Origin of the sequence: Brachybacterium sp. EE-P12, assembly GCF_003711805.1 — a bacterium.
Lineage (GTDB): Bacteria > Actinomycetota > Actinomycetes > Actinomycetales > Dermabacteraceae > Brachybacterium.
On sequence record NZ_QXCP01000003.1, the window covers coordinates 164519 to 186915 of the forward strand.

The 22397-nt window shown below is 73.3% G+C and carries 18 protein-coding genes; 8 read left to right on the plus strand and 10 right to left on the minus strand.

The genetic code is table 11. The features are described from left to right. Positions 1-131: 131 nt before the first annotated feature. The 4 genes from D1648_RS02210 to D1648_RS02225 all read right to left on the minus strand — a co-directional run bounded on the left by D1648_RS02210 (position 132) and on the right by D1648_RS02225 (position 3646). A complete protein-coding gene (locus D1648_RS02210; protein WP_164518546.1) occupies positions 132-1049 on the minus strand; it encodes a HAMP domain-containing sensor histidine kinase in 918 nt (305 codons plus the stop codon). A 77-nt stretch (positions 1050-1126) separates the two neighbouring features. Further along, positions 1127-1909, minus strand: coding sequence for a hypothetical protein (locus tag D1648_RS02215; RefSeq protein WP_122939182.1), 783 nt, complete (start codon positions 1907-1909; stop codon positions 1127-1129). Then, positions 1906-2826, minus strand: a complete 921-nt coding sequence (locus tag D1648_RS02220; RefSeq protein ID WP_122939183.1) for an ATP-binding cassette domain-containing protein — start codon at positions 2824-2826, stop codon at positions 1906-1908. Before D1648_RS02220 ends, D1648_RS02215 begins: the two co-directional genes overlap by 4 nt. Positions 2827-2950: 124 nt before the next feature. Further along, positions 2951-3646: a response regulator transcription factor gene (locus D1648_RS02225; protein ID WP_122939184.1), complete on the minus strand. Its 696-nt coding sequence runs from the start codon at positions 3644-3646 to the stop codon at positions 2951-2953. 227 nt (positions 3647-3873) lie between these two features. On the opposite strand from D1648_RS02225, the gene D1648_RS17830 reads away from it, so the two are divergent. Beyond that, positions 3874-4050 (plus strand): hypothetical protein, encoded by a 177-nt coding sequence (locus D1648_RS17830; protein WP_164518547.1) that lies wholly within the window; start codon positions 3874-3876, stop codon positions 4048-4050. A 29-nt stretch (positions 4051-4079) separates the two neighbouring features. On the opposite strand, the gene D1648_RS02230 is transcribed toward D1648_RS17830, so the two are convergent. Further along, the gene (locus D1648_RS02230) at positions 4080-4808 is read right to left on the minus strand and encodes a response regulator transcription factor (protein WP_122939185.1); all 729 of its coding nucleotides are present in this window, start codon (positions 4806-4808) and stop codon (positions 4080-4082) included. Continuing rightward, a complete protein-coding gene (locus D1648_RS02235; RefSeq protein ID WP_122939186.1) occupies positions 4802-6172 on the minus strand; it encodes a histidine kinase in 1371 nt (456 codons plus the stop codon). The genes D1648_RS02230 and D1648_RS02235 overlap by 7 nt, the downstream gene beginning before the upstream one ends. A gap of 132 nt (positions 6173-6304) precedes the next feature. Between D1648_RS02235 and D1648_RS02240 the strand changes: the two genes are divergently transcribed. Next, positions 6305-7222, plus strand: a complete 918-nt coding sequence (locus tag D1648_RS02240) for a class II glutamine amidotransferase (protein ID WP_122939187.1) — start codon at positions 6305-6307, stop codon at positions 7220-7222. Then, positions 7219-8307, plus strand: a complete 1089-nt coding sequence (locus D1648_RS02245; protein ID WP_122939188.1) for a CAAX protease — start codon at positions 7219-7221, stop codon at positions 8305-8307. Before D1648_RS02240 ends, D1648_RS02245 begins: the two co-directional genes overlap by 4 nt. 164 nt (positions 8308-8471) lie before the next feature. Here D1648_RS02245 and D1648_RS02250 read toward each other — a convergent pair whose 3' ends face one another. The 3 genes from D1648_RS02250 to D1648_RS02260 are packed head-to-tail and all read right to left on the minus strand — an operon-like array spanning position 8472 to position 11526. Beyond that, entirely contained in the window at positions 8472-9677 is a 1206-nt protein-coding gene (locus D1648_RS02250; RefSeq protein WP_122939189.1) for an ABC transporter permease, read from the minus strand. Further along, on the minus strand, positions 9674-10429 hold the full coding sequence (locus D1648_RS02255; protein WP_370239745.1) for an ABC transporter ATP-binding protein: 756 nt from the start codon (positions 10427-10429) through the stop codon (positions 9674-9676). Before D1648_RS02255 ends, D1648_RS02250 begins: the two co-directional genes overlap by 4 nt. After that, positions 10426-11526 carry an efflux RND transporter periplasmic adaptor subunit gene (locus D1648_RS02260; RefSeq protein ID WP_122939191.1) on the minus strand — a complete coding sequence of 367 codons (1101 nt, stop codon included), beginning with the start codon at positions 11524-11526 and terminating at the stop codon, positions 10426-10428. Before D1648_RS02260 ends, D1648_RS02255 begins: the two co-directional genes overlap by 4 nt. 193 nt (positions 11527-11719) lie before the next feature. On the opposite strand from D1648_RS02260, the gene D1648_RS02265 reads away from it, so the two are divergent. After that, positions 11720-12649 carry a beta-lactamase family protein gene (locus tag D1648_RS02265; protein WP_241155322.1) on the plus strand — a complete coding sequence of 310 codons (930 nt, stop codon included), beginning with the start codon at positions 11720-11722 and terminating at the stop codon, positions 12647-12649. Between the two features lie 33 nt (positions 12650-12682). After that, on the plus strand, positions 12683-14020 hold the full coding sequence (locus D1648_RS02270) for a hemolysin family protein (RefSeq protein ID WP_122939193.1): 1338 nt from the start codon (positions 12683-12685) through the stop codon (positions 14018-14020). A 24-nt stretch (positions 14021-14044) separates the two neighbouring features. Here D1648_RS02270 and D1648_RS02275 read toward each other — a convergent pair whose 3' ends face one another. After that, positions 14045-17974 carry an endo-alpha-N-acetylgalactosaminidase family protein gene (locus D1648_RS02275; RefSeq protein WP_164518548.1) on the minus strand — a complete coding sequence of 1310 codons (3930 nt, stop codon included), beginning with the start codon at positions 17972-17974 and terminating at the stop codon, positions 14045-14047. Between the two features lie 238 nt (positions 17975-18212). On the opposite strand from D1648_RS02275, the gene D1648_RS02285 reads away from it, so the two are divergent. From D1648_RS02285 to manA, 3 genes are all read left to right on the plus strand, one after another. Further along, positions 18213-19964 (plus strand): pyruvate dehydrogenase, encoded by a 1752-nt coding sequence (locus D1648_RS02285; RefSeq protein WP_122939196.1) that lies wholly within the window; start codon positions 18213-18215, stop codon positions 19962-19964. A gap of 135 nt (positions 19965-20099) precedes the next feature. Further along, entirely contained in the window at positions 20100-21158 is a 1059-nt protein-coding gene (locus tag D1648_RS02290) for a hypothetical protein (protein ID WP_122939197.1), read from the plus strand. A 2-nt stretch (positions 21159-21160) separates the two neighbouring features. Then, a complete protein-coding gene (manA, locus tag D1648_RS02295) occupies positions 21161-22369 on the plus strand; it encodes a mannose-6-phosphate isomerase, class I (protein ID WP_122939198.1) in 1209 nt (402 codons plus the stop codon). The last annotated feature ends 28 nt before the right edge of the window (positions 22370-22397 follow it).

Consider the following 22397-nt stretch of genomic DNA (forward strand, 5'->3'; position numbering starts at 1 on the left):
GAAGGGAGGCGCATCTGCGGGGAAGGTGCGTCGGGGCTGGTGCGGCAGGCATGGACGGGAGGCTATCGGCGCCGCGGTGACGGGGCACGAGGATATCCGGCACGCGGGGGCAGTCGGGAAGGAGGCAGCGGTCAGCGCGTCGACGGCGCCACGGCCGACGGGATCCGCACCCGGATCTCGAGCGTCGCCGCGACCGGATCGTGCACGGCGGAGACCGTGCCGCCGAGCCCGGCGACCAGCACCTGCACGATCGAGAGGCCGAGTCCGCTGGTGCGTCCCGAGCGGGAGGCGTCGGCCGTGAAGAAGCGGTCGAACAGGCGCGAGGTGTCGATCTCGGCGCCCGGCGAGACCCCGTTGCGGAACCGCAGCTCCATCCCCGTGCCCACCCCCGCGACCTCGACGGCGAGCGTGCCGCGGCCGTGCTGGACGGCGTTGCGGGCCAGGTTCTGCACGATGCGGGTGAGCATCTCCCGGTCGGTGGCGAGCACGAGACCCGTCGGTGGGTCGAGCTCCACCTCGAGGCCCGCGCCCTCGATCTCGCCCGTCATCCCCAGCAGCACCTCGCCCACCAGCAGACCGACGTCCAGCGAATCGATCTCCTGGCGCGGCTCGACGTCCAGCAGGTACGCGTACTCGTACAGCCGGTCCACGAGCGCGCCGAGCTCGACGGTCTGCCGGTGCGCGGCGGCGAGGCGCTCGCGCTGGACGGCGTCCAGCTCGGTGCGCTCCAGCAGCTGCAGATAGCCGCGCACCGACGTCAGCGGGGTGCGCAGGTCGTGGGAGACGTCCGCGATGAAGGAGCGGATGCGGCGCTCCTCGGCGCGGGTGCGCGTCGAGGCCTGACGCGCCCGCTCCACGGTCTCGTTGACCCGGGCGGTGAGCAGCTCGAGCTGCGGGACCACGAGCGCGAGGGTCACGGCCGACGGGGCCTCCTGCCCGGCGCGCTGCTCGAGCCGGCGCCGCACCGCGCTGATCTGCCGCAGCACCACCACGAGATATCCGAAGGTCGCCGCCCACAGCACGGCCAGGACCACGAGCAGGACCGTCATCGGGCCTCCCGGAGTCGGCGGGGCGGGTCCGGCCATGATCGCAGACCTGCTCCTCGCGTCTCAGCCCGCGTCGGTCCTCACTTCACGTCGGCCCGGCGGAACAGCAGCCAGGCCAGCAGACCCATCAGGGCGATGAACACGAGCGAGACCGCGACGGTGCCGAGGAGCTCGCCGCCGGTGGACTCGAGCGAGGGCAGGTGCTCGGAGGAGAACGGGGTCAGGCGCACGAGCGGCGCGAGCCCGTCCACGTCGGCCGCGGTCGTGCCGATCAGGTCCGCGAGGAAGCCCCACACGAAGCCGATCGCCATCACCACCAGCGGCCTCCGCAGACGGAACGCGAGCGGGAGGCACACGGCGAGCTTCGCCGTCAGCAGCACCGCCGCGGTCACGGTCACGGCGAGGACCGACCGGACGTCCGACCCGGTCAGCTCGACGCCGGAGGCGAGCATCTGCGAGAACGAGGTCGGGACCGCGGGCGCGAACTGCGCTCCCGTGGCCAGGCCGATCAGCGTCGCGATCCCGTAGGGCAGCGACAGCGCGGTCACCGCGGCGGCGGTGATCAGCGTCTTCGCGCCGACGAAGGCGCCGCGGCCGGAGGCGAGCAGGGAGTTGTGCACGGACTTCGTCTCGAAGGGCTGGGCGACGAGCGCCCCGAACAGCAGCGGACCCATCAGCGAGACCATCAGCACGTCGCTGAGCACCTGCACGCCGCTGGCCGCTTCGGGGCCGAGGTCGCCGGCCGCGAGACTGTGCTGCAGCACGGTGTACAGCGCCGCGGCGAGCAGGCTGGCCGCGAGGCAGATCAGGACGGGGCCGCTGTGGCGGATGGCGTAGAGGTCCCCGCGCAGCTGGTTGATCATGATCTCTCTCCTCCGACGACGGACAGGAAGAACGATTCGAGGCTCTCGCCCTCGCGGGCCAGGCGCGTGGGCCACACGTCCGCGGCGACGAGGGCGCGCAGCACCTCCTCGGCCTTCTCGGCGTGGTGGGGCAGGCGCACCCTCCCGCCGGGCATGACGCGGGGCTCGGCCTCCGGCCAGGTCTCCTCGATCGCGGTGAGCAGGGCGGCGGTGTCCGAAGCTGCGACCTCGAGGTACTGCTGGGTCTGCGCCTCGAGCTCGTCGAGGGTGAGGGTCAGGCGCAGCTCCCCGGACTCGACGATGAGGTAGTCGGTGGCGGTCTGGAACAGCTCGGGCAGGTTGTGGCTCGAGATCAGCACGGTCATGCCGCGCTCCTCGGCCAGCGAGCGGACCAGGCGCCGCACCTCGACCACGCCCTGCGGGTCCAGGCCGTTGACGGGCTCGTCGAGGATCAGCAGCTCGGGGTCGGCGATCAGGGCGAGCGCGATCCCGAGGCGCTGGCGCATGCCGAGGGAGAAGTCGCGGACCTTCTTCCGGGCGGTGCCGGCGAGGCCCACGAGCTCGAGCAGGCGCTCCTCGACGCCGGGATCGGGCACGCCCCGCAGCAGCCGGTGCAGGTGCATGTTCTGCCGCGCGGTCATCCCGCCGTGCAGTGACGGGGACTCGATGAGGGTGCCGATCCGGGCGAGGTCCTCGGTGCGGGGCTGCTCGGTGCCGGAGCCGAACAGCTCGATGCTGCCCGAGCTCGGGACCGACAGCCCCGAGATCAGACGCATCAGCGTGGTCTTCCCGGCGCCGTTCCGGCCGATCAGTCCGTAGATCCGGCCGCGCTCGAGACGGATGCTCATCGCCTGCACCGCGGCGTGCTCGCCGTAGCGCTTGGTGAGGTCCCGGGTTCTCAGGACGGTCTCGCTCATGCCGGGCTCCCTTCTGTCTCGTCGTGTCGAGGACGACGCTACGGAGCAGAGGTCGAGCAGAGGTGGGGCGCGGGCGCGGAGAGGTCAGGAAAGTGTGGGGATCCGGCCGCGGCGGCGATCCCGCTCAGAGCGCCCGCAGCCGGTACCCCAGCCCCCACACGGTCTCGATCGGGTCCAGATCCGGCGCGGCCTCGCGCAGCTTCGTGCGCAGGTTCGAGACGTGGGTCTTCACCGCCGCGTCGTCGCCAACGAACGGCTCCTCCCACACCGCCTCGTAGATCCGGGGCCGGGAGAACACCTGCCCGGGGGAGGCCAGCAGCAGGTGCAGCAGCCGCAGCTCCGTCGCGGTGAGCGCGACCTCGACGCCGTCGAGGTGGACGCGCGCGGTGCCGGGATCGAGCGTGAGGGGCCCGTGCGCGAGCGGCTCGGGCGCCGAGGCGGCCGACGGGCCGGAGCGCCGCAGCAGCGCCTCGATCCGGGCGGTGAGCTCGGCGAGGTCGAAGGGCTTGGTGACGTAGTCGTCGGCGCCCAGGCGCAGCATGTCGACCTTCGTGTACACGGCGTCCTTCGCCGACAGCACCAGCACCGGCAGGTCGCCGCCGCGGCGGATCTCGGCCAGGAGCACGGAGCCGTCGACGTGGGGGAGCATCAGGTCCAGCACCACCAGGTCGACGTCTGCGGCGGCGCCGCCCGGGGCGAGGTCCCGACGGGCGGCGAGCCCGTCGGCGGCGGTGAGGACCGCGTGGCCCTCGCCGCGCAGGGTCTCGGCGAGCAGGGCGCGGACGTCAGAGGAGTCCTCGACCACGAGGAGGCGGGCCATGGGCAGCTCCGAGCGGATGGCGACGGTCGGCGCGGATGCGCGCCGAGGGGCGCCGTCACCGTACCCCGGCCGCATCGCTGGCCGCGCTGTGCGGCGGGGTGCCGGCCGTTGCCGGGCGACGCGACGGAGCCGTCGGCGCTGGGCTAGGATTCATGACATCGACGCTGGTGAGCAGGGAGAAAGAACGTGACGACGCCGATCATGGCGCAGGGCGCCCAGGGGGAACGATGAGCACGGCGACCATGGTGCTGGCGATCCTCGCGGGGATCCTGTGGTTCGCCACGATCATCTCGATCTACATCACGAACGTCACCGTGAAGCCGGGCGGGATCCCGCGCTGGGTGATCGTGCTGGGGGCGGTGGCGCTGCTCGTCTCGATCCTCGTCCCGATCACGGCGCTCTGAGGCGCTGAACAGCAACAGCGCGCGAGTGCTCAGCCGCCCAGCTCGAGGACCCGGATCGCGAGCTGCACCCGGTTCGTGACCTGCAGCTTCTGGTAGAGGCGCCCCAGGTGGGTCTTCACCGTCGCGACCGACATGAACAGGCTCTCGCCGATCTCCTGATTCGCCAGACCCTTCGCGACCAGGTGCGCGACCTCCCACTCCCGCTCGGTGATGCCCTCCGGCGCGGGCGCGGAGGACGCAGTCCCCGGCCCTGCGGCCGGGAGCACCGGCTCGCCGCCGTCGGCCGCGAGCCGCACCAGGCGGCGCAGCACCTCGGCCGAGAAGCGGGGACGGTCCGCGGCGGCGTCGAGCACCGCCTCGACCACCTCCTCGGGCGGGGAGTCCTTGAGCAGGAAGCCCGCCGCCCCTCCCCGCAGCGCCTCGAGCAGGAACTCGTCGGTGTCGAAGGCGGTCAGCATCACCACCCGTGCTCTGTCGCCCCGCTCGCGCAGCGCGGCCAGCGTCTCGAGCCCGGTCATCCGCGGCATGCGGACGTCCAGCAGCACCACCTCGGGGGCGAGCGCCGTGATCTGCTCGAGGGCGTCCAGGCCGTCGCGGGCCTCGCCCACCACCTCGATGCCGCGCGCCCCGTCGAGCATGAGCCGCAGCCCCGAGCGCATCAGCGCCTCGTCGTCCACGAGCAGCACGCGGATGCGTCCGGCGCCGGCCCCGTCGGCCGCGTCGGTCCTGATGCTCGCCCCTGCGCCGTCGTTCACCATGGCATCCATGCTTCCAGCTCGAAGGCGTGCCCGGTGCGCGACCAGCGGGCGCTGCCGCCCAGCAGCCGGGCTCGCTCCTCGACGCCCACGAGCCCGTGCCCGGTCGAGAGCACCGTCTGCGCCGGCGCGCGCTCAGCGTCCGCGCCGGTCAGCGGATTGCGGACGGTGAGGACCACCTGCTCCTCCCGGCGGGCGAGGACCACGGAGACCGGGGCCCCGGGGGAGTGCTTGGCGGCGTTGGCCAGCCCCTCGGTGAGGATCCGGGCGAGGGCGACGACGGTGCCGCGGCCGAGCTGCTGGAGCTCCTCCGGGGTGAGGCCCGCGAGCTCGAGATCGACCTGCTGCCCGCCCTCGCGCGCCCGCTCGATCGTCTCCTGCAGGGTGGGCAGGCTCGCGAGCGGAGCGGCGTCGGCCGTGGTGCGCAGTGCGACCAGCACCTCCCGCAGCTCCCGGTTGGCCTGCTGGGCGGCGTCGCGCACCGTCGTCGCGGTGCGGCGCAGCGTCTCGGGGTCGAGGTCCTCGCGGTAGGCGATGGCACCGGCGTGCATCGCGATCGCGGAGAGGTGGTGGGAGACGCTGTCGTGCATGTCGCGGGCCAGCGCCGCCCGCTCCTCCGCCCGCACCCGTGCGGCCTCGGCGTCCCGGCCCAGTCGCAGCGCGTCGGCCTCGCGCTGGGCCGAGGCGCGCTCGCGGTCCGCGGAGGCGCGCTCCCGCTCGGCCGACGCCGCCCGCTCCCGCAGCGTCCGGATCAGCTCATGACGGGTGCCGACCACGCGCCCCACCAGCAGCGGCACCAGGGCGAGGGCGAGCATCACCCCGAGCGTGGCGAAGTACAGGCGGGGGTCGCTCGTGCCGCGCAGGCGGGAGTCCAGGCTCGACCACCCGGCGACCACGGCGGTCAGCAGGATCAGCGCCGCCGCGTCCAGCAGCAGCCGGCGGTGCAGCCCGATCCGGTACAGCGCGATCACGGCGGCCGGCAGGCTCCATGCGCTCAGGCCGCCCGCCGCGACGATCACCAGGTGCACCGCGGCCTGCGCACGTCCCGGGCGCTGGAACCGCAGCGGGCCGATCGCGAGGCTCAGCACCAGCCCGACCAGGGCATCGCCTCCCGACAGGGTGAGCAGCCCCGCCGGCGGGTCGTCGTCGAACTCGAGCAGCAGGTCGCCGAGCGCGACGAGGAAGATGAACAGCCCGATCCCCAAGCAGAGCAGAGACTGCCCGGCGGCGATCGCCCAGGCTCGCGCGCTGCGCACCGAGGGCGCCGAGGCTCCCGCGGGCAGGGCGGGACCGGCATGCGGGGACGCCTCCGCCGTCGGGGAGGCGCCGACGGGAAAGGAGGGGCCCGGGGCCGGGGAGGTGCTCATGGTGACTCAGCCTAGGGACGCGGGCAGGGCCGCGGATCGGCCGGACGGGCGAGGCCGCGCGGTCGATGCCGGAGCGCCCGGGTGTCGACCCTCACGGCGCTCCCGGGCGGCCCGCTCTACAGTGGAGTGGCCATGTGCCGACTCCTCGCCCTGCATTCCGACCAGCCCATCACCGCCGACTTCTGGCTCCTGGACGCGCCCTACTCCCTGCTCCGCCAGTCCCGCTTCAACGCCGACGGGACCGGGCTGGGCTGGATCGACGAGCACGGCACGCCGCAGGTCGCCAAGAAGCCCGTCGCCGCCTACGCCTCCGAGCGCTTCGGCCGGATCGCGACCGCGCTGCGCTCCCGCGCGATGATCGCGCACGTGAGGCTGTCCTCCGGCACGGGGCACTGCGAGGAGAACACCCACCCCTTCCTGCAGGACGGGATCCTCAGCGCCCACAACGGGGTGCTCGAGGTGACCGACCAGATGCGCCGCCGGGTGCGGGAGCTCGGCGCCGCGCACCACGTGCAGGGCACCACCGACAGCGAGTGGATGGCCGCGCTGATCACCGGCGAGGTCGCCGCGCACGACGGGGACCTGCGCGACGGGGTCGTCGCCGCGCTCGACTGGATCGCGCGGAACGTCCCGGTGTACTCGGTGAACGTGCTGGTGCTGAAGGGCGAGGAGCTGATCGCGGTGCGTCTGCCCGCCACCAACGAGCTGTGGGTGCTCGAACGGGAGGCCGCCGCGGCGCAGCCCCGAGAGGCGCTCGAGCAGTCCTCGGCGACGCTCCGCACCCGCAGCGAGGACCTCGCCGGCATCGGCTCGGTGGTGATCGCGAGCGAGCCGATGGACGACGACCCCGCCTGGCGCCTCATGGACTCCGGCGAGCTGCTGCACCTCACGACCGACGGGGCCATCACGAGCGAGCGGCCCTTCGGAGCGCTCGCCCAGCCCCTCGCGCTCGAGGACCTCGGCCTCTCCGCCGCCGCGTCCCAGGCCCACGCCGCCCAGGACCGCGCGCAGCAGGAGCGTCGCCGCCGACTCGCCGAGCGCGCCGCATGAGCACCGACCCCGCAGGCACGCCCGACGCCGCGAGCACGCTCGACAGCATCCCGGCGACGCCCTACCACCGCCTGGCGACGCTCCGCCCCGCCTGGGCCCGTCCCTCCAAGGCGCTGCTCAGCCTCGGCGCGGCCTTCCTCGCCTACATGGTGCTGAGCTCCGTGGTGCTGGTCCTGGCGGTGCTGATGCTCGCGGTGCTGCCCGGCGTGAACAGCGCGGGAGGCGTCACCAGCGGAGACCCCACCAGCCCGCTCGACGTCGGCCTCGCCCTGGTCATGGGCGCGATGTGGCTGCCGGCCGGCATCGTCGGCGTGCGCGTGGGCGGCTGGCGACCGCTCGGCACCGCCTGGTCGGTCGCGGCGAGGCTGCGCCGGGACCGCGCCCCGCTGCTCGCCGGCGTCGGGGCCGGGCTCGTCACGGTCGTCGTCGCCGCGCTCGCCGGGGTGCTCAGCGGCGGGGCCGACGCCACGGCCGCCGCCGACGCGGCGTCCGCAGTGACCGGACCGGCCGCGTCGATGCCGCAGCTGCTTCTCGTGGTGCTGCTGGTCGTGGTCCTGGCGCCGCTGCAGGCGGTCGGGCTCGAGCTCGCGCTGCGCGGCGTGGTGCTGCAGGCCGTCGGCACCTGGCTGCGCAGCCCCGTCCTGCCCGTCCTCGCCGGGACTGCGGTGATGCTCGTCGGCCGAGAGCTCACCGCGGCCGTCGTGCTGCCCGCGCTGGCCCTCGGACTGTGCGCCGGGGTCCTCGCCTGGAAGTCCGGCGGGCTCGAGCTGCCGATCGCCCTGGCCGCCATGGCCACCGTCGGCGCGCATCTCGTCGCCGCGCTCGGTGCCGGCACCGGCGCGGGAGCCGGCGCCGGTGCGCTCGGCGCAGCGGTCGCCGCCCCGGGCACCTCCGCCGCGGCGCTGGCCGCCCCGGCCGCCGCAGCGCCGGAGGCCGCACTCGCCGGGGGGATCGGTGCCGCGATCGCGCTGCTGCTGGTCACCGCGGCGCTGAGCCTCTGGATCGGCCGACGGGCGGGCGTGCGGCTGCTCGAGCCCGTCACCCGCCCCGCCGGGGAGGACGTTCCCGCTCACGTGCACGTCTGAGCGAGCGGGCGGGCAGTGTCCAGCACGTCTGCCCGCCCGCGCCGTGTCGTCGCCAGGCCCATAGCGACAAGAGGTGGCTATTTGGCCACCTCTTGTCGCTATGAGCCCGGCGGCGACGAGCGGGACGGCGGCAGCGGCGCGGGCGAGTCGCTGGCGCACCGCCCTCACGCCCGGATCGCGTCTATCACCCGGATGCGGGTCGCGATGAGGGCGGGCAGCGCACCGGCCAGGACCCCCACCAGCGTCGCCGCGCCGAGGCCCACCAGCACCGCGTCCACGGGGAACGGCGGCACGTCCACCAGGCCGATCCGCTGGAACGCCGAGGTCACGAAGGGTGCCTTGACCAGGGCGACCGCGGCCGTGACCCCGACGGCGCCGGCGAGCACGGTCGCGACCACCGACTCCATCAGCACGCCCACGAAGATCCGCCCGCCGGTCGCGCCGTAGGAGCGGCGGATCCCGATCTCCCGCACCCGGAACCGCACGGTGACCAGGGAGATGTTCACCAGACCCAGCGCGCCCAGCAGCAGGATCACCAGCGCCACGCCGATCACCGCCCAGGCGAGGGCCTCGAAGCCGAGGTCGTCAGCGCTCATCGACCCGACCTGCACGTCGAAGGACCCGGCCGGGGTGTTCGACAGCGCGCTGGCGAGGCGGGAGCGGATCTCGTCGGCCTGCTCCGGCGGGACCCACACCTGGTAGTCCGAGGTCCAGGCCGCCTCCGTCCGGCCGGGCAGCGAGGCGAGCGAGGAGGCGTGGATGAAGGCGGTCGGCCCCCAGTCCAGATCGGGATCCGCGGGCAGCACCCCCACCACGACCGCCTGCTCGGCCTCCGCCGCACCGCTCGGGCCGTAGACGGTCACGGGCTCGCGACCCAGCTCGGGGCTGCCCAGCTGCTCGTACAGCACCTGGTTCACCACCAGAGCGGGGGAGAGGCGGCGGGCGTCGGAATCGGCGAGCCAGCGACCCTGCTCCACGCGGGTGCGGAAGATCGTCGCATAGGACGGATCCACGCCGGTGAGCTCGGTGGTGACGACCCCCTGGTGGGTCTGCAGCCGCAGCGAGTCGTAGACGCGGCGGGTGCGCTGGTCGATGCCGAGCCGGTCGACCTGCTCGAGCACGGCCTCGTCCTGCTGCGCGGGCTCGCCCCCGGACGCGGGCGCCATCGGCATGATCATCAACGTCGTGTCCCGCCCGCCCCAGGTCTCGCTGGACTGGGTGAGGGAGCTGGTGAGCATCCCGCCGCCGCCCATCACCGCGGTCAGCGCGAAGACGGAGAACGCCACGCCGATCAGCGAGAGCAGGATCCGGCCCTTGTGGACGCGCAGCTCACCGTAGGCCTCGACGATCGAGGCGAGCAGCGCGGTCATCGCACCGCCTCGCGTCCGGCGCGGATCCCGCCGGTCGCCGCGAGAGCGTCGCGGGCCCCGGCGTCGCCGATGTCGTGGAGCACCCCGTCGTCCAGCAGGAAGGAGCGCCGCGAGAGCGCTGCGACCTGCAGGTCGTGGGTGATGGTCACGAGCGCCGCCGCGGAGTCGCGGGCGATCTCGTCCAGCAGCGCCATCACCGCCTCGCCGGTGGTGACGTCGAGGGCGCCGGTGGGCTCGTCGGCGAGGATCAGGCGGGGCCGACGCACCAGTGCCCGCGCCACCGCGACCCGCTGCTGCTCGCCGCCGGAGAGGCGCGAGGGGAGCTGATCGGCGCGGTCGGCCAGACCCACCCGGTCCAGCATCTCCCGCGCGAGCCGTTCGCGGCGCCAGAACTGCCCGGCGGTCCCGTACATCAGCGGCATCATCACGTTCTCGAGCGCGGTGCGTCCGTCGAGCAGGTTGAACTGCTGGAACACGAAGCCGATCGAGGCACCGCGCAGCCGGGCCCGGCGCCGCTCCCCGAGGCGGGAGACGTCCCTCCCGTCGAAGAGCAGCTCCCCGCCGCTCTGCCGGTCGATGAGCCCCAGCAGGTTCAGCAGGGTCGTCTTGCCCGAGCCGGAGCGGCCCACGATCGCGACATGGTCGCCGGCCTCCACGCTCAGGTCCACGCCGCGCAGGATGTGCAGGTCCTCGCCGGAGGGCAGGCGCACGGAGCGGCGCAGGTCGCGCAGCTCGAGCAGGGCGTCGCTCACCAGGCCATCCCCTCGTCCTGGTTCGGCGCGTCGACGCCGGGCACGAACTCGAGGATCTCCTGGCCCTCCTCGAGCCCGTCGGTGATCTCGACCCTGCCGTCCTGGCGCAGGCCCAGCTCCACCTCGGCCGGGGCCGGCTCGCCGGTCTCCTCGTCCAGCACGTACACGGTGCCGGTGCTCGCCTCGCCCTCGACCGCCGTGGTGGGCACGGTGAGCACGTCGCTGCGGGAGCCGAGCGCGACGGACACCGCGACCTCGAGCCCGGGCACGACCTTCACGTCTGCGGGGACGGGGCAGGTCAGCTGCGCGAGGGAAGTGCCGCCGCCGGTCTCGGCGGGTTCCCCTTCGTCGTAGAGGCCCTCCTCGGCCGGGTCCACGGGCGCCTCGGCGGCAGGCTGCTCGTCCCCAGTGCCGGGCTCGTCCTCGTCGATGCTCGGGGCGGTGCAGGCGACGGGGTCCTGCGTGGTGGGCACCGTCGCGGTCGCCTCGAGCTCGACGTCCAGCAGGGACAGCTGCTGCTCGGGGGTGAGACCGGCGCGGATCGAGTACGTGCCGGGGGAGAGGGTCGCGACGACGTCGCCCTCGGTCAGCTCGTCCTGCTCCTGCACCTCCATGTCGGTGAGGGTGCCGCTCGCAGAGGCCACGAGATCCACGTAGCGGTACTCGGTCGCGGTGCTCGTCGGCGCGGGCTGCTGCGCGGCGGCGTCCGCACCGTCCGCACCGGCTGCCGGTTCCGCCGCGGTCTCCGGCAGCGGATCGGGCTCGACCGGATAGCGCACCTGCAGCACCCGCTCGCCCTCGGTCACCGTGTCCCCGTCGTGGCGCCAGATCCTGTCGACCTCTCCGCTGGTGGTCGCCTTCAGCGGGGCGCCCTCGTCGGCCTCGACCGTGCCGGACAGCTCGAGGGTGGAGGAGATGTCCCCGCTCTCGGCGGCGACCAGCGCGTACTCGTCGAACTCGGCGCCGGGGATGACCGGATCCTGCGTCGCGCTCGCATCGGCGGAGGGGAAGAACGCCATCTTCACCAGCGCCAGGGCGATCACGCCCAGCAGAAGCATCCAGATCACGGGGACGACAAAACGGCGCAGGACGGCCATCGGCGGCCTTTCGGGGAAGTCGGCGCGGGCCGAACAGGGCGGTGGATGGCGCGGCCGGGAGATCGCGCGAGGACCCTCCCGGGCGCCCCTGACGCGGCGCCCCCTGCGCGCCCAGGACATTCCATCACGCCAGGCGGCCCTGTGACAGCTGTCGTCCATGCTCGGGCGAGGGCTGGACGGTAGCGTCATGCCCATGAGCGAGAAGGCCTCACGAGTTCCCGACCCCCTCCTCCTGCTGCCGCTGCGCCAGCGGATCACCGAGCAGCGCCTCGGCGTGCGGGCCCTGCACCTGCACCGCGAGGGTCACGAGGAGCTCTCCCACCGCTTCGTGGAGGACACCGCCGAGAACGTCTACTCCGTCTCCAAGACCGTCACCGCGCTCGCCGTCGGCATCGCGCAGGCCGAGGGGCTGCTGGACGTCGAGGACCTGCTGGTCGACCACCTGCCCGCCCCCGCCGGCGGGTACGGGCACGGTGTGGACGGGGTGCGTCTGCGGCACCTGCTGACCATGACCTCCGGCTCCCCGGTGCTGGGCTTCCTCGACGCCGAGCGGGAGCACGAGGACCTCGCCGCCCATATCCTCGGCACCGATCTCGTCGCCGCGCCGGGCGAGCGGTGGGAGTACTCCAACGGCTCGATCTTCCTGCTCTCGCGCGTGATCGGCGAGCGCACCGGGCAGACGCTGCGCGACTGGCTGCTGCCGCGCCTGTTCGCGCCGCTGGGGATCCTGAACCCGCAGTGGTTCACGACCCGCGACGGACACACCTGGGGCGCGACCGGCCTGCACCTCAAGAGCGGTCAGCTCGCCCGGATCGGCCGGCTCCTCCTGCGGCGCGGCGCGCACGACGGGGCGCAGCTGGTGCCCGCGGAGTGGATCGACGCGATGCACGCCGGCACCTCCTGGGTCCCGACGGGGGACGCGGAGCCCGAGGCCGCCCGCTACGGCTACGGGGTGTGGGACTGCACGGCCGACGGCGCCTGGCGGGCCGACGGCGCCTACGGCCAGTTCCTGCTGGTCCTGCCCGAGCAGGAGGCGGTCCTGACCATCACGTCCCACCTCGAGGGACGCCCCGGCGCGGAGATCCTCCGCGCCGTGTGGCAGGAGCTGCTGCCGCTGCTGTGAGAGGCGGGGCCTCGACAGCGGTAGGTTCTACCCATGGATCCCTCCGTGTTCGTGAACATCGCCCTGGTGCTGCTCTTCGTGCTGATCGGCGGCGTGTTCGCAGGCACCGAGATGGCGATCGTGAACCTCCGCGAGTCGCAGATCGACCAGCTCGAGGAGAGCGGGGACCGCGGCGCGAGGACCGCCGAGATGGTCCGCGACCCGAACCAGTTCCTCTCCGCCGTGCAGATCGGCGTGACCGTCGCCGGGTTCCTCTCCTCCGCCTACGGCGCCTCCACCATCGCGCCCTCGGTGGTGCCGCTGCTGACGAACCTGGGCCTGCCCGAGCGCACCGCCGGCACCGCCGCGCTGATCGGGATGACGCTGGTCATCGCCTATCTCTCCCTTGTCTTCGGCGAGCTCGTGCCCAAGCGCCTCGCGATGCAGAACGCGCTGGGGATGACGAGGATCGTCGGCCCGCCGCTGCAGCTGTTCGGGCAGCTGATGCGCCCGGTGATCTGGCTGCTGTCCGTCTCGACGAACCTCGTGGTGCGGCTGCTGGGCGGTGACCCGAGCGCGAACCGCGAGGCGGTCTCCGCCGAGGAGATCAAGGCGATGGTCCGCGACTCCGACGCGCTGGACCAGGCCGAGTCGCGGGTGCTCGCCGACGTCTTCGACGCCTCCGAGCGCACCGTCGTGGAGGTCATGCAGCCCCGCCACCAGGTGCACTTCCTGGACGGGCAGCAGAGCGTCGCCGAGACCCGTGCGGAGATCCGCGACACCGGCTTCTCCCGCTACCCGGTCACCGGCGAGGACCTCGACGACGTGCTCGGCTTCGTGCACGTGCGCGACATGCTGCTGGTCGAGGACCCGGAGGCGACGCGCATGGCCGAGCTGGTGCGCCCGATCGAGCACATCCCCGGCACCGTCCAGGTGCTCTCGGCGCTGAACCGGATGCGAGCCCACGCCCAGCAGATCGCCGTGGTGGTGGACGAGTACGGCGGCACCGACGGGATCGTCACCCTCGAGGACCTGCTCGAGGAGCTGGTCGGTGAGATCTACGACGAGTTCGACGCCGACACCTGGCCCGCCCCCGGCGGTCTGGACAGCATCCTGAACGCCGACGGCACCGTCGAGGGCGGCCTCATCCTGCAGGAGTTCGAGGCCGCGACCGGCATCGCCCTGCCGGACACGGGCGGCTACGAGACCGTGGGCGGCTTCCTCATGGCGTCGCTGGGCCGCATCCCCGAGGCCGGCGACGTCGTCGCGATCGACGGCGGCACCCTCGAGGTGGTCGAGGTCGACGAGCGCCGCGTGCAGACGGTGCGCTTCACCCCGGTGCGGCCCGCCGGCAGCGGGGCGATGGCCGAGGAGGACGCCGCGAGCAGCTGAAGGTGCTCTGCAGATGGGGGAGACTCAGCCGGCGCCGAGGTCCTCCACCCGGAGGTCGTCGAGGGTGAGGTTCGCCTGGCGGCCGCCGCCGAGCTTCTCCACCCCGATCCAGGTGACGTCCGCGTCCTCCGGGGCGGTGAACTCGAGCACGGCCTGCTCGGTGGCGCGCGCCTCGGGCAGGTCCTGGGTCTGCACGATCCCCGAGCTCAGCTCCCCGTCGGCAGCATCCTCACCCACCACGTCTTCACCCACCACGAGCCGGTACGTGTCCGCGAAGGCGGTCTGGTGGTCGACCGTGACCCGGTAGCGGTGCCCCGGCGTGAACGGCATCGAGGCCTGCGTGGTGCGCAGGATCAGCCCCTCGTTCTCCTCGTTCGCCATCAGCGACCAGTCGCCGTGCAGCACGTTGTCGGTGAGCTTGCCGCCCTCGACGGCCTTGCCGTCCTGGTCCACGCCGTACCAGCCCTGCTGGGAGTACGGCTCGTGCCGCTCCTGCAGCTGGGTGCGGGCGTCGCCGCCGATGTTGTCCTCCCCGGTGACGAAGGGCCAGTAGCCGACATCCACGTGCTCGAAGTCGGTGAACAGCACCGTCTCCTCGGTCTCGGCGGGATCGGCCGACGGGGTGAAGGGCACCACGCGCACGTCGTCCACGCGCACCTCCGCCTCGCCCTTCCCGGCCGAGATCGCGAGCTCGACCGGCTTCCCGGTCGACTCGAAGGTCACGCGCACGCGCTGGAAGTGCCGCCCGTGCTTGGTGTCCGAGGCGGTCGCGTTGATCGCCGTGGAGGCGGTGACGGTGCTCGCCACGCCCCGGCCCTCGGCCTCCTGGTGCTCGACGGGGGTGACGCCGCCGCCGGTCGCGGAGACGGTGACCTCGCGGGTCTGGCCCGGCTCGATCTCGACCCACGCCCAGGCGGACCAGGTGCCCGCGGGGAGGTGGCGCGAGGGGCGCGCGGGATCGTGCAGGTGCTGCGCGATCGACGCGGCACCGGGACCCTCGAGCACGGCCTGGCGGCCCCGGAACTCGTCGGTCTCCACCGACGCCTTCCCCTGCACCCGCCACTCGTCCAGCGTGCCGGAGTAGAAGCCGGGGTCGGCGACCGAGGTGCCGAGGCCCCAGTCCGGTTCCACCGGCTCCGGCAGGGCGTCGGCCGGGTGCAGCACGTAGGCGCTGCCGGCCTCGGCCTCGAGGGTGACCTGCCCGTCGACGACGGGGATCCGCTGCTCGTCCACCCGGCCGTCGTCGGTCAGGCGGTGCATGACCAGCTCGGACTGGTCCGACCAGCGATCGGTGAGGGTCCAGGTGGTGGTGCCGCCCTCGGGGTTCCAGTGGTAGAGCCGCTGACCGCCGAGGGCGCCGCCCGCCGCGGGCTCCTCGTCCTCGCCCCAGGGCAGCAGGTAGGCGCCGTCCTCGTAGACGGTCGCGCCATCCGTCGTGATGGTGCGGTCGGTGGGGATCTCGGTGCCGGAGACGGCGGTGACCGGGGAGGTGACCTCGGTGCCGTCGGCCAGCAGGATCCGACCCTCGGCGCCGTCCGTCGCCGGGGTCCAGGAGACGATGTCGGAGCGCTGCAGGAACTTGGTGGGCAGGTTCCGCTCCCACACCGTCTCGAAGAACGCGTTCGCGTCCTGCTGCCCCGACCAGCCCTCGAACTCCTGCACGTTCGCGTTCGACAGCAGCGGGTCCGGGTTCCACACATCCTTGCGGGAGTTGTCCAGGAACCGGATCACCTGCGAGTTCAGGCCCTTGTTGCTCGAGCCGCCGTAGTTCTCGTCGTTCGCCCAGTGGGACCACACGGAGCTGCGGGGCATCTTGTCCGCCCACTCGGTGGAGACCGTCCAGCCCTGCGCCTCGAGCTCGGTCGACAGCCGCTGCCCCTCCCAGCCGTTGGGGTAGTACACGTCCACGTACAGGAAGCTGAGGTTCTCCGGGGCCTCGTCGCGGAAGTCCTGGAAGCGCTCCAGCACCGCGCCGGTGCCGAGGTCCTTCGGACCGTCGATCATGTAGGACTGGTTCATCCAGCCCCAGCCCGGCTCGATCGGGGAGCGCAGCAGGTCCTCGGAGAAGGCATGCGCCTCGGAGTAGGACTCCGTCGCGTTCACGTGCACGCCGAAGGTCGCGTTCCAGTCCTCGCCCTCGGTGACCAGGGTGTCGAGGTCCTCCTTGCCGCCGGCGCGCTCGTTGTAGTGCCCGGCGTAGTCCGGATGGGCGGCGTCGTGGCCCTCGGCCTGGTAGCCCTTGAGCATCACGGACTGCCCCAGGCCGTCGGTCGCCTGGGCGATCCGCTTGGTGTCGTCCAGGGTGCGCAGGAAGGGGTGCGTGGCCTGGGAGACGATGTTGAACGGGATCCGCTTGATCACGTCGGTGCTGACCCGCTCGGCGCCGTTGATCGGCTCGGCGATGTCCCGGGCCGCGATCGCGGCGTCCTGCCAGTCCAGCGACCCGTCGCCGTTCGCGTCGGCCGCGAGGCGCACCCGCACGAAGGGATCCTCGTCCGGGCCGATGCCCTGGTCGGCGGTGGAGCCGCGCACCACGAAGGTGCCGGGGGAGACGGTGCCGTAGATCGCGCCGTCGCCCTGGGCGAGGGTCGCGACGTAGCGGGAGTTGTCGTTCTGGACGCGGCCGGCGGTCTCGCCGCCGGCGGTGTTGTCCTCGACCGCGTTCGTCTCGAAGCCGGCGGCGAGCTCCGCCCCGGCCAGCAGCGCCGCATGCGCCCGGTCGGTGACGGCGGTGCCGGGCTGCTGGGAGGCGAGATCGTAGAACTGGTCGCCGCTGACCGTGCGGTCCACGCTCAGGTCCGCGGCGACCAGCTGCGCGCCGGGCTCGGTGCCGTTGGCGGAGGCGAGGTCCAGGCGCGGCACGGCGATGCGGTGCACCGCCCCGTCGGGGTCGACGACGTCGGTCAGCCGCCAGGTGAACGCGCCGTCCTCGACCGAGAGCACTGCGTCCAGCGACACCCCGGGCAGGGAGGGGGCGGTCAGGTGGTAGGTCGCCGAGGCGCCGTCGGCGGAGACCTCGGGGGCGGAGACCTCCACGTCCCGGGCCACCTCGTCGATCTCGAGGCTCGTGAGGGCGGCGCCGTAGCGGCCGGCGAGGCTCGCCCCGCCGAGCGTGTAGTCCACGACCTGCGGGAAGTCGGGGTGCAGGCGCACGGAGAGGTCGCCGTCGGTGATCTCGACGGCACCCTCCGGCGGGTCCACCACGATCGGGTCCGGATCCGCCGGCTCGCCGACGACGTCCACGTTCAGCTCGGCGAGGGAGGCGACCTCCTCGGGCGGGGAGGTGACCGGGTCGTCGGCGCGGCCGCCCCAGGAGCTCAGCCACACCACCTTCAGGCAGCTCGCCTCGACGGGCTCGTCCAGGGTGACCACTCGCTCGGTCGTCGCCTCGGCGAGCTCCCCGCCGAAGGAGCCCTCCGCGACCTTCTCGAAGGCGTCGTCGGCGCATTCGGCGTCGGTCGAGGCGTGGATCTCGTAGTCGCCGATGCGGCCGGAGCCGCTGGAGTCCTGGCGCGGCTGGAGCCGCACCCGCGCCATCTCGACGGGCTCGTCGGCGAGCTGCACCGAGAGGTGGTGGGGGAGGGGATCCTTCCCGTCGCTCCAGGCCGTGTGCCAGATCGTGTCGGGGGAGCCGTCGAGCACGTTCGCGGGGACCTGCTCGCCCTCGACGGAGTCCGCCTCGACGATGCTCATCCCTGACTGCGGCAGCGGAACGGTGCTCACCGGCTCGGCGGAGGCGGGACCGATCAGCGCGGGCGCGAGCAGCGCGAGCGGGGCGATCAGCGCGCCGACGCCGAGGGAGCCGAGCAGCCGCGTCCCCCGCGAGCGGCGGGGGCTGTCGGAGCGGGAGGAGGAGCGGTGCGGGCTGCGCGCGGGGGAGCGGTCGCGCAGACCGGCGACCGTAGATCGATTAACTCGCGGAGCGTGCGGAGGGTGGGCCTGATGAGGGGACATCGTTGCCTTCCGGCGGCGGTGCGGGGGACGGGCGGGTCGGCCCCGGCTCCACGACGAGCCGGCCGGTCGACCGCATGTGACCCACACCCTAGCGGGGTCGGCCGCTGCGCAGGGCAGAACCGGGAAAGGGGACTCTCTGCGCCGTCTCCCGTGCCCCGCACAGGACTAGTGTGGAGACGACGGGCGCCGCGCCCCGTGCGCCGGCGCCCTCCCGATGAGCCACACCAGGAGGCATCACATGGCCCGCACAAGCTTCGCCCAGCTCCTCGTCACCCAGCTCCGCGATCTCGGCGTCGAGCGCATCTACGGGGTGGTCGGCGACTCGCTGAACCCCGTCGTCGACGCCGTGCGCACCACCGACGGGATCGAGTGGGTGCACGTGCGCAACGAGGAGGCCGGCGCCTTCGCCGCGGGCGCCGAGGCGCGGCTGACCGGGAAGCTCGCCGTGTGCGCCGGCTCCTGCGGACCCGGCAACACCCACATGATCCAGGGGCTCTACGACGCGCACCGCGACGGCGCCCCCGTGCTCGCCATCGCCTCCCACATCCCCTCCGCCAAGATCGGCACCGGCTTCTTCCAGGAGACCCATCCCGAGCGGCTGTTCCAGGAGTGCTCCCACTTCTGCGAGATGGTCAACTCCGGTGCCCACGGCGCGACGATGCTGCACATCGCGATCCAGACCGCGATCGCGAAGAGCGGCGTGTCGGTGCTCGTGCTGCCCGGCGACGTCGCCGACCAGGAGGTCGACGGCCCGCTCACCCGCGATCTCGCGACCGAGCTCGGCGCGGTCCAGCCCGCCGCCGGGCCCGTGGGTCGACTCGCCGAGCTGATCGACGAGGCCGACACCGTGATGCTGTTCGTCGGCGCGGGCGTGCGCGGTGCCCGCGAGGAGGTGCTCGCGCTCGCCGAACGCGTCAAGGCGCCGATCGGCCACGCCTTCGGCGGCAAGGAGTGGATCCAGTACGACAACCCCTACGACGTGGGGATGAGCGGACTGCTCGGCTACGGCGCCTGCTACGACGCGATGCAGGAGGCGGACCTCGTGATCCTGCTGGGCACCGACTTCCCCTACAGCGAGTTCCTGCCCCGCGAGGACGGCAGGAGCGCCCGCAGGATCGTGCAGATCGACGCCGACGCCTCCCGCCTGGGCCGGCGCGTGGGCCTCGACCTCGCCGTGCACGGCGACGTGGCCCTCACCCTCCAGGCGGTGCTGCCGCTGCTGAGCTCCACCAAGGGCCACCGCTACCTGCACCGCCAGCTGAAGGCCCATCACAAGGCGCTCTCCGGCGCCGTTGCCGCCTACACGAAGAACGTCGAGCGGATGAAGCCCATCCACCCCGAGTTCGTCGCCGCGACACTCGACGAGCTCGCCGACGACGACGCCGTGTTCACCGTGGACACCGGCATGTGCAATGTGTGGGGCGCCCGCTACATCACCCCCAACGGGAAGCGGCGCGTGTTCGGGTCCTGGCACCACGGCACCATGGCCAACGCCCTCCCGCAGGCGATCGGCGCGTCGAAGGCCTTCCCGGAGAGGCAGGTGATCTCCATGAGCGGCGACGGCGGGCTCGGCATGCTGATGGGGGAGCTGCTCACCGTGAAGCTCCACGACCTGAACACCAAGATCCTCGTGTTCAACAACTCGAGCCTGGGAATGGTGAAGCTCGAGATGCTGGTCGAGGGCCTGCCCGACCACGGCACCGACCACGAGGCGGTGGACTACGCCGCGATCGCCGAGGGCGTGGGCATCGGCGCGGTGCGCATCACCGAGCCGAAGAAGCTCAGGAAGCAGCTCGCCGCCGCGCTCGCGACCCCCGGCCCGATGCTCATCGACGTGGTCACCAACCCCGACGCCCTCTCCATGCCGCCGAAGATCACCGCCCAGCAGATCCGCGGCTTCGCCACCGCCTCGACGAAGATCGTCCTCGGCGGCGGCGTGGGGAAGATGCTCGACATGGCCGCGAGCAACCTGCGCAACATGCCGCGGTGACGGCGGGCCGGCACCGCACCCGGCGACGGCACCGCAGGCCTCCCGAGATGTGCTCCCGCACGTCTCCCCTTGGGCGAGTCCCGCGTGTGGAATGCTGAGCGCCGGATTCCATCGGCCGACGTGGAGGATTGCACCATGGCGTTGATTCATCCGCACAGCCTCGAGCGCTGGCAGGAATGGCGTGACACGCGCCGGCCCGCTGCGGCGCTGCGCGGCGCCGCATCCCGGCTGCTGCGACGCCCGGACCCCGCGCAGGCCGCCGCGCCCGGATTCACACTGCACACCCGCGAGGGGACAGGGACCTCCCGTGTCCTCCTCGGGATCGACGCCGCGGGGCCGACGGGACAGGAGAGCCTGCTGGCGGTGCTGCCCTACCTCCACGGCACCGTGGAGGTGCTCACTCCGGCGGATCTCGACCTCTCGCTGCCGGGCGATGCGGACTGGACGCACCATCCCGTGATCGAGCCGAGGGCCGCGCTCGCCGGGCGAGGCATCACGGCAGTGCTCACGACCGGCTGGGAGCACCCGGTGGGACGCGAGGTCCACGCCTGGGCCATGCGCGCCGACGTGCCCAACGCCGTCCTCCAGGACGGGACGGTCACCCCGTTCAGCGCCCCTCTGCCCCCGCGCACGACCCTGCTGGCCTGGACCGAGGCCGACGGGGAGTTCCGCCGCTCGGGTCGGCGAGAGATCGAGGTTCGCGCTGTCGGGTCCCAGCGGCTCTGGGAGGCCTCGCACGGCGACCCGGTCGAGGACGTCGACCCGGAGGCGACGCCGCTGTTCCTGGGCGAGCTCGCCGCGGTCGAGCTCCCCCGGCGACTCGCGGCCTCCGCCGCGCACTCCTTCTGCCGCTCCACCGGCGCTCGCTACCAGCCGGGCCCCGCGGACGGCGACCGGCTCTCGCGCGCCACGCACTCCCTCCTGCGCCGGCGCGGGATCACCGTCCAGGACCCGCCCCTCGCCCCGAGCGAGTTCCGCGGCCCCGTCGTCTCGATCATGTCCGCCGACCTCCTCGAGGCGGCGGTGCGCGGGCTGCCCGCGTGGGTGCACTGTCCCCACGCCCCGGACTGGCTCCACGAGTACTGGGAGCGCTACGGCCTGCGCCCCCACGGCGCGCCGGCGACCGCTGCGCCGCCGATCGGGGCGGACGAGCCCGCACGGCTGATCGCGCAGATCCTCGAGGGCGACGCCTGAGCATGCTCGAGCTGGCCGGGCACCCGCAGCACTACGACTGGGGCTCGACGACCGCGATCCCCGAGCTCCTGGGCCGCGCGGCCGACGGCACACCCTGGGCGGAGCTCTGGTTCGGAGCCCACCCGCTCGGCCCAGCGACCGTGCCCGACGGCACCCGCCTGGACGATCTGATCGCCTCGGCCCCGCTCGAGATGCTGGGGGAGGGGGTGGGTCGAGCCTTCCAGGAGCGGCTCCCCTTCCTCCTGAAGGTGATCTCGGCGGAGAGGCCTCTGTCGCTGCAGGTCCACCCCACCCGGGAGGAGGCGCTGGAGTCCTTCGCGGCGGAGAACGCGGCCGGGATCCCCGTGGACTCCCCCCGGCGCACCTTCCGCGACCCGAACCACAAGCCGGAGCTGCTGTACGCGCTCACCGGTTTCACGGCGCTGTGCGGCTTCCGCACGCCCCGACGGGCGGCGGTCATCGTCGAGGGGCTCGGCACCGACCTGACCGATCGGCTGCACCGGCTGCTGGTCGCGAACCCCACCGCCCACGGGATGCGGGCGGCGTTCCGCACGCTGGTCTCCACGTCGATGCGCCCCTCCGAGGCCGAGGTGGCTGAGGTGGTCGCGGCCTGCCGGGCACGTTCCGAGGCGGGCTCCTCGCCCTCGCCCCGCATCGACGCCTTCCTCTCCCTGCTCGCCGAGCACCATCCAGGCGACCCGGGCGTGGTGGCCGCGCTGCTCCTGAACCCCGTGACGCTGCGGCCGGGCGAGTCGCTGTTCATCCCGGCCGGGGCCCTGCACGCCTATCTGCACGGGACGGGACTGGAGGTCATGGCCTCCGGGGACAACGTGCTGCGTGCCGGCCTGACCTCGAAGACGGTCCACGCGGACGAGGTGCTGCAGAGCGTGAGCGTCACGGCGGCGCCCCCGCTCCGGGTCGCCCCCGAACGACAGAGCGCGGCGTCTGTCGCCTACTACGCGCCCGTGGACGACTTCGAGCTCGCGATCACGCAGCTGTCCGGCGACGGCGCGCCGTCCGGGCACGCCCAGCCGGTGCCCGTGCCGGGGACCGGGCCGAGGATCCTGCTCGGGCTCGAGGGGGAGCTCGTCCTGACGACGGCCTCGGGCACGCATCCGCTGCGGCCGGGCCGTGCCGTCTTCGTCCCGGCCGCGGACGGTGCGCTCCAGGCCCAGGGCAGAGGCAGGTTCGCGCAGGCGAGCGTGCCCTGAGCCGTACCCGCGCGGGGCCTGCGCGGAG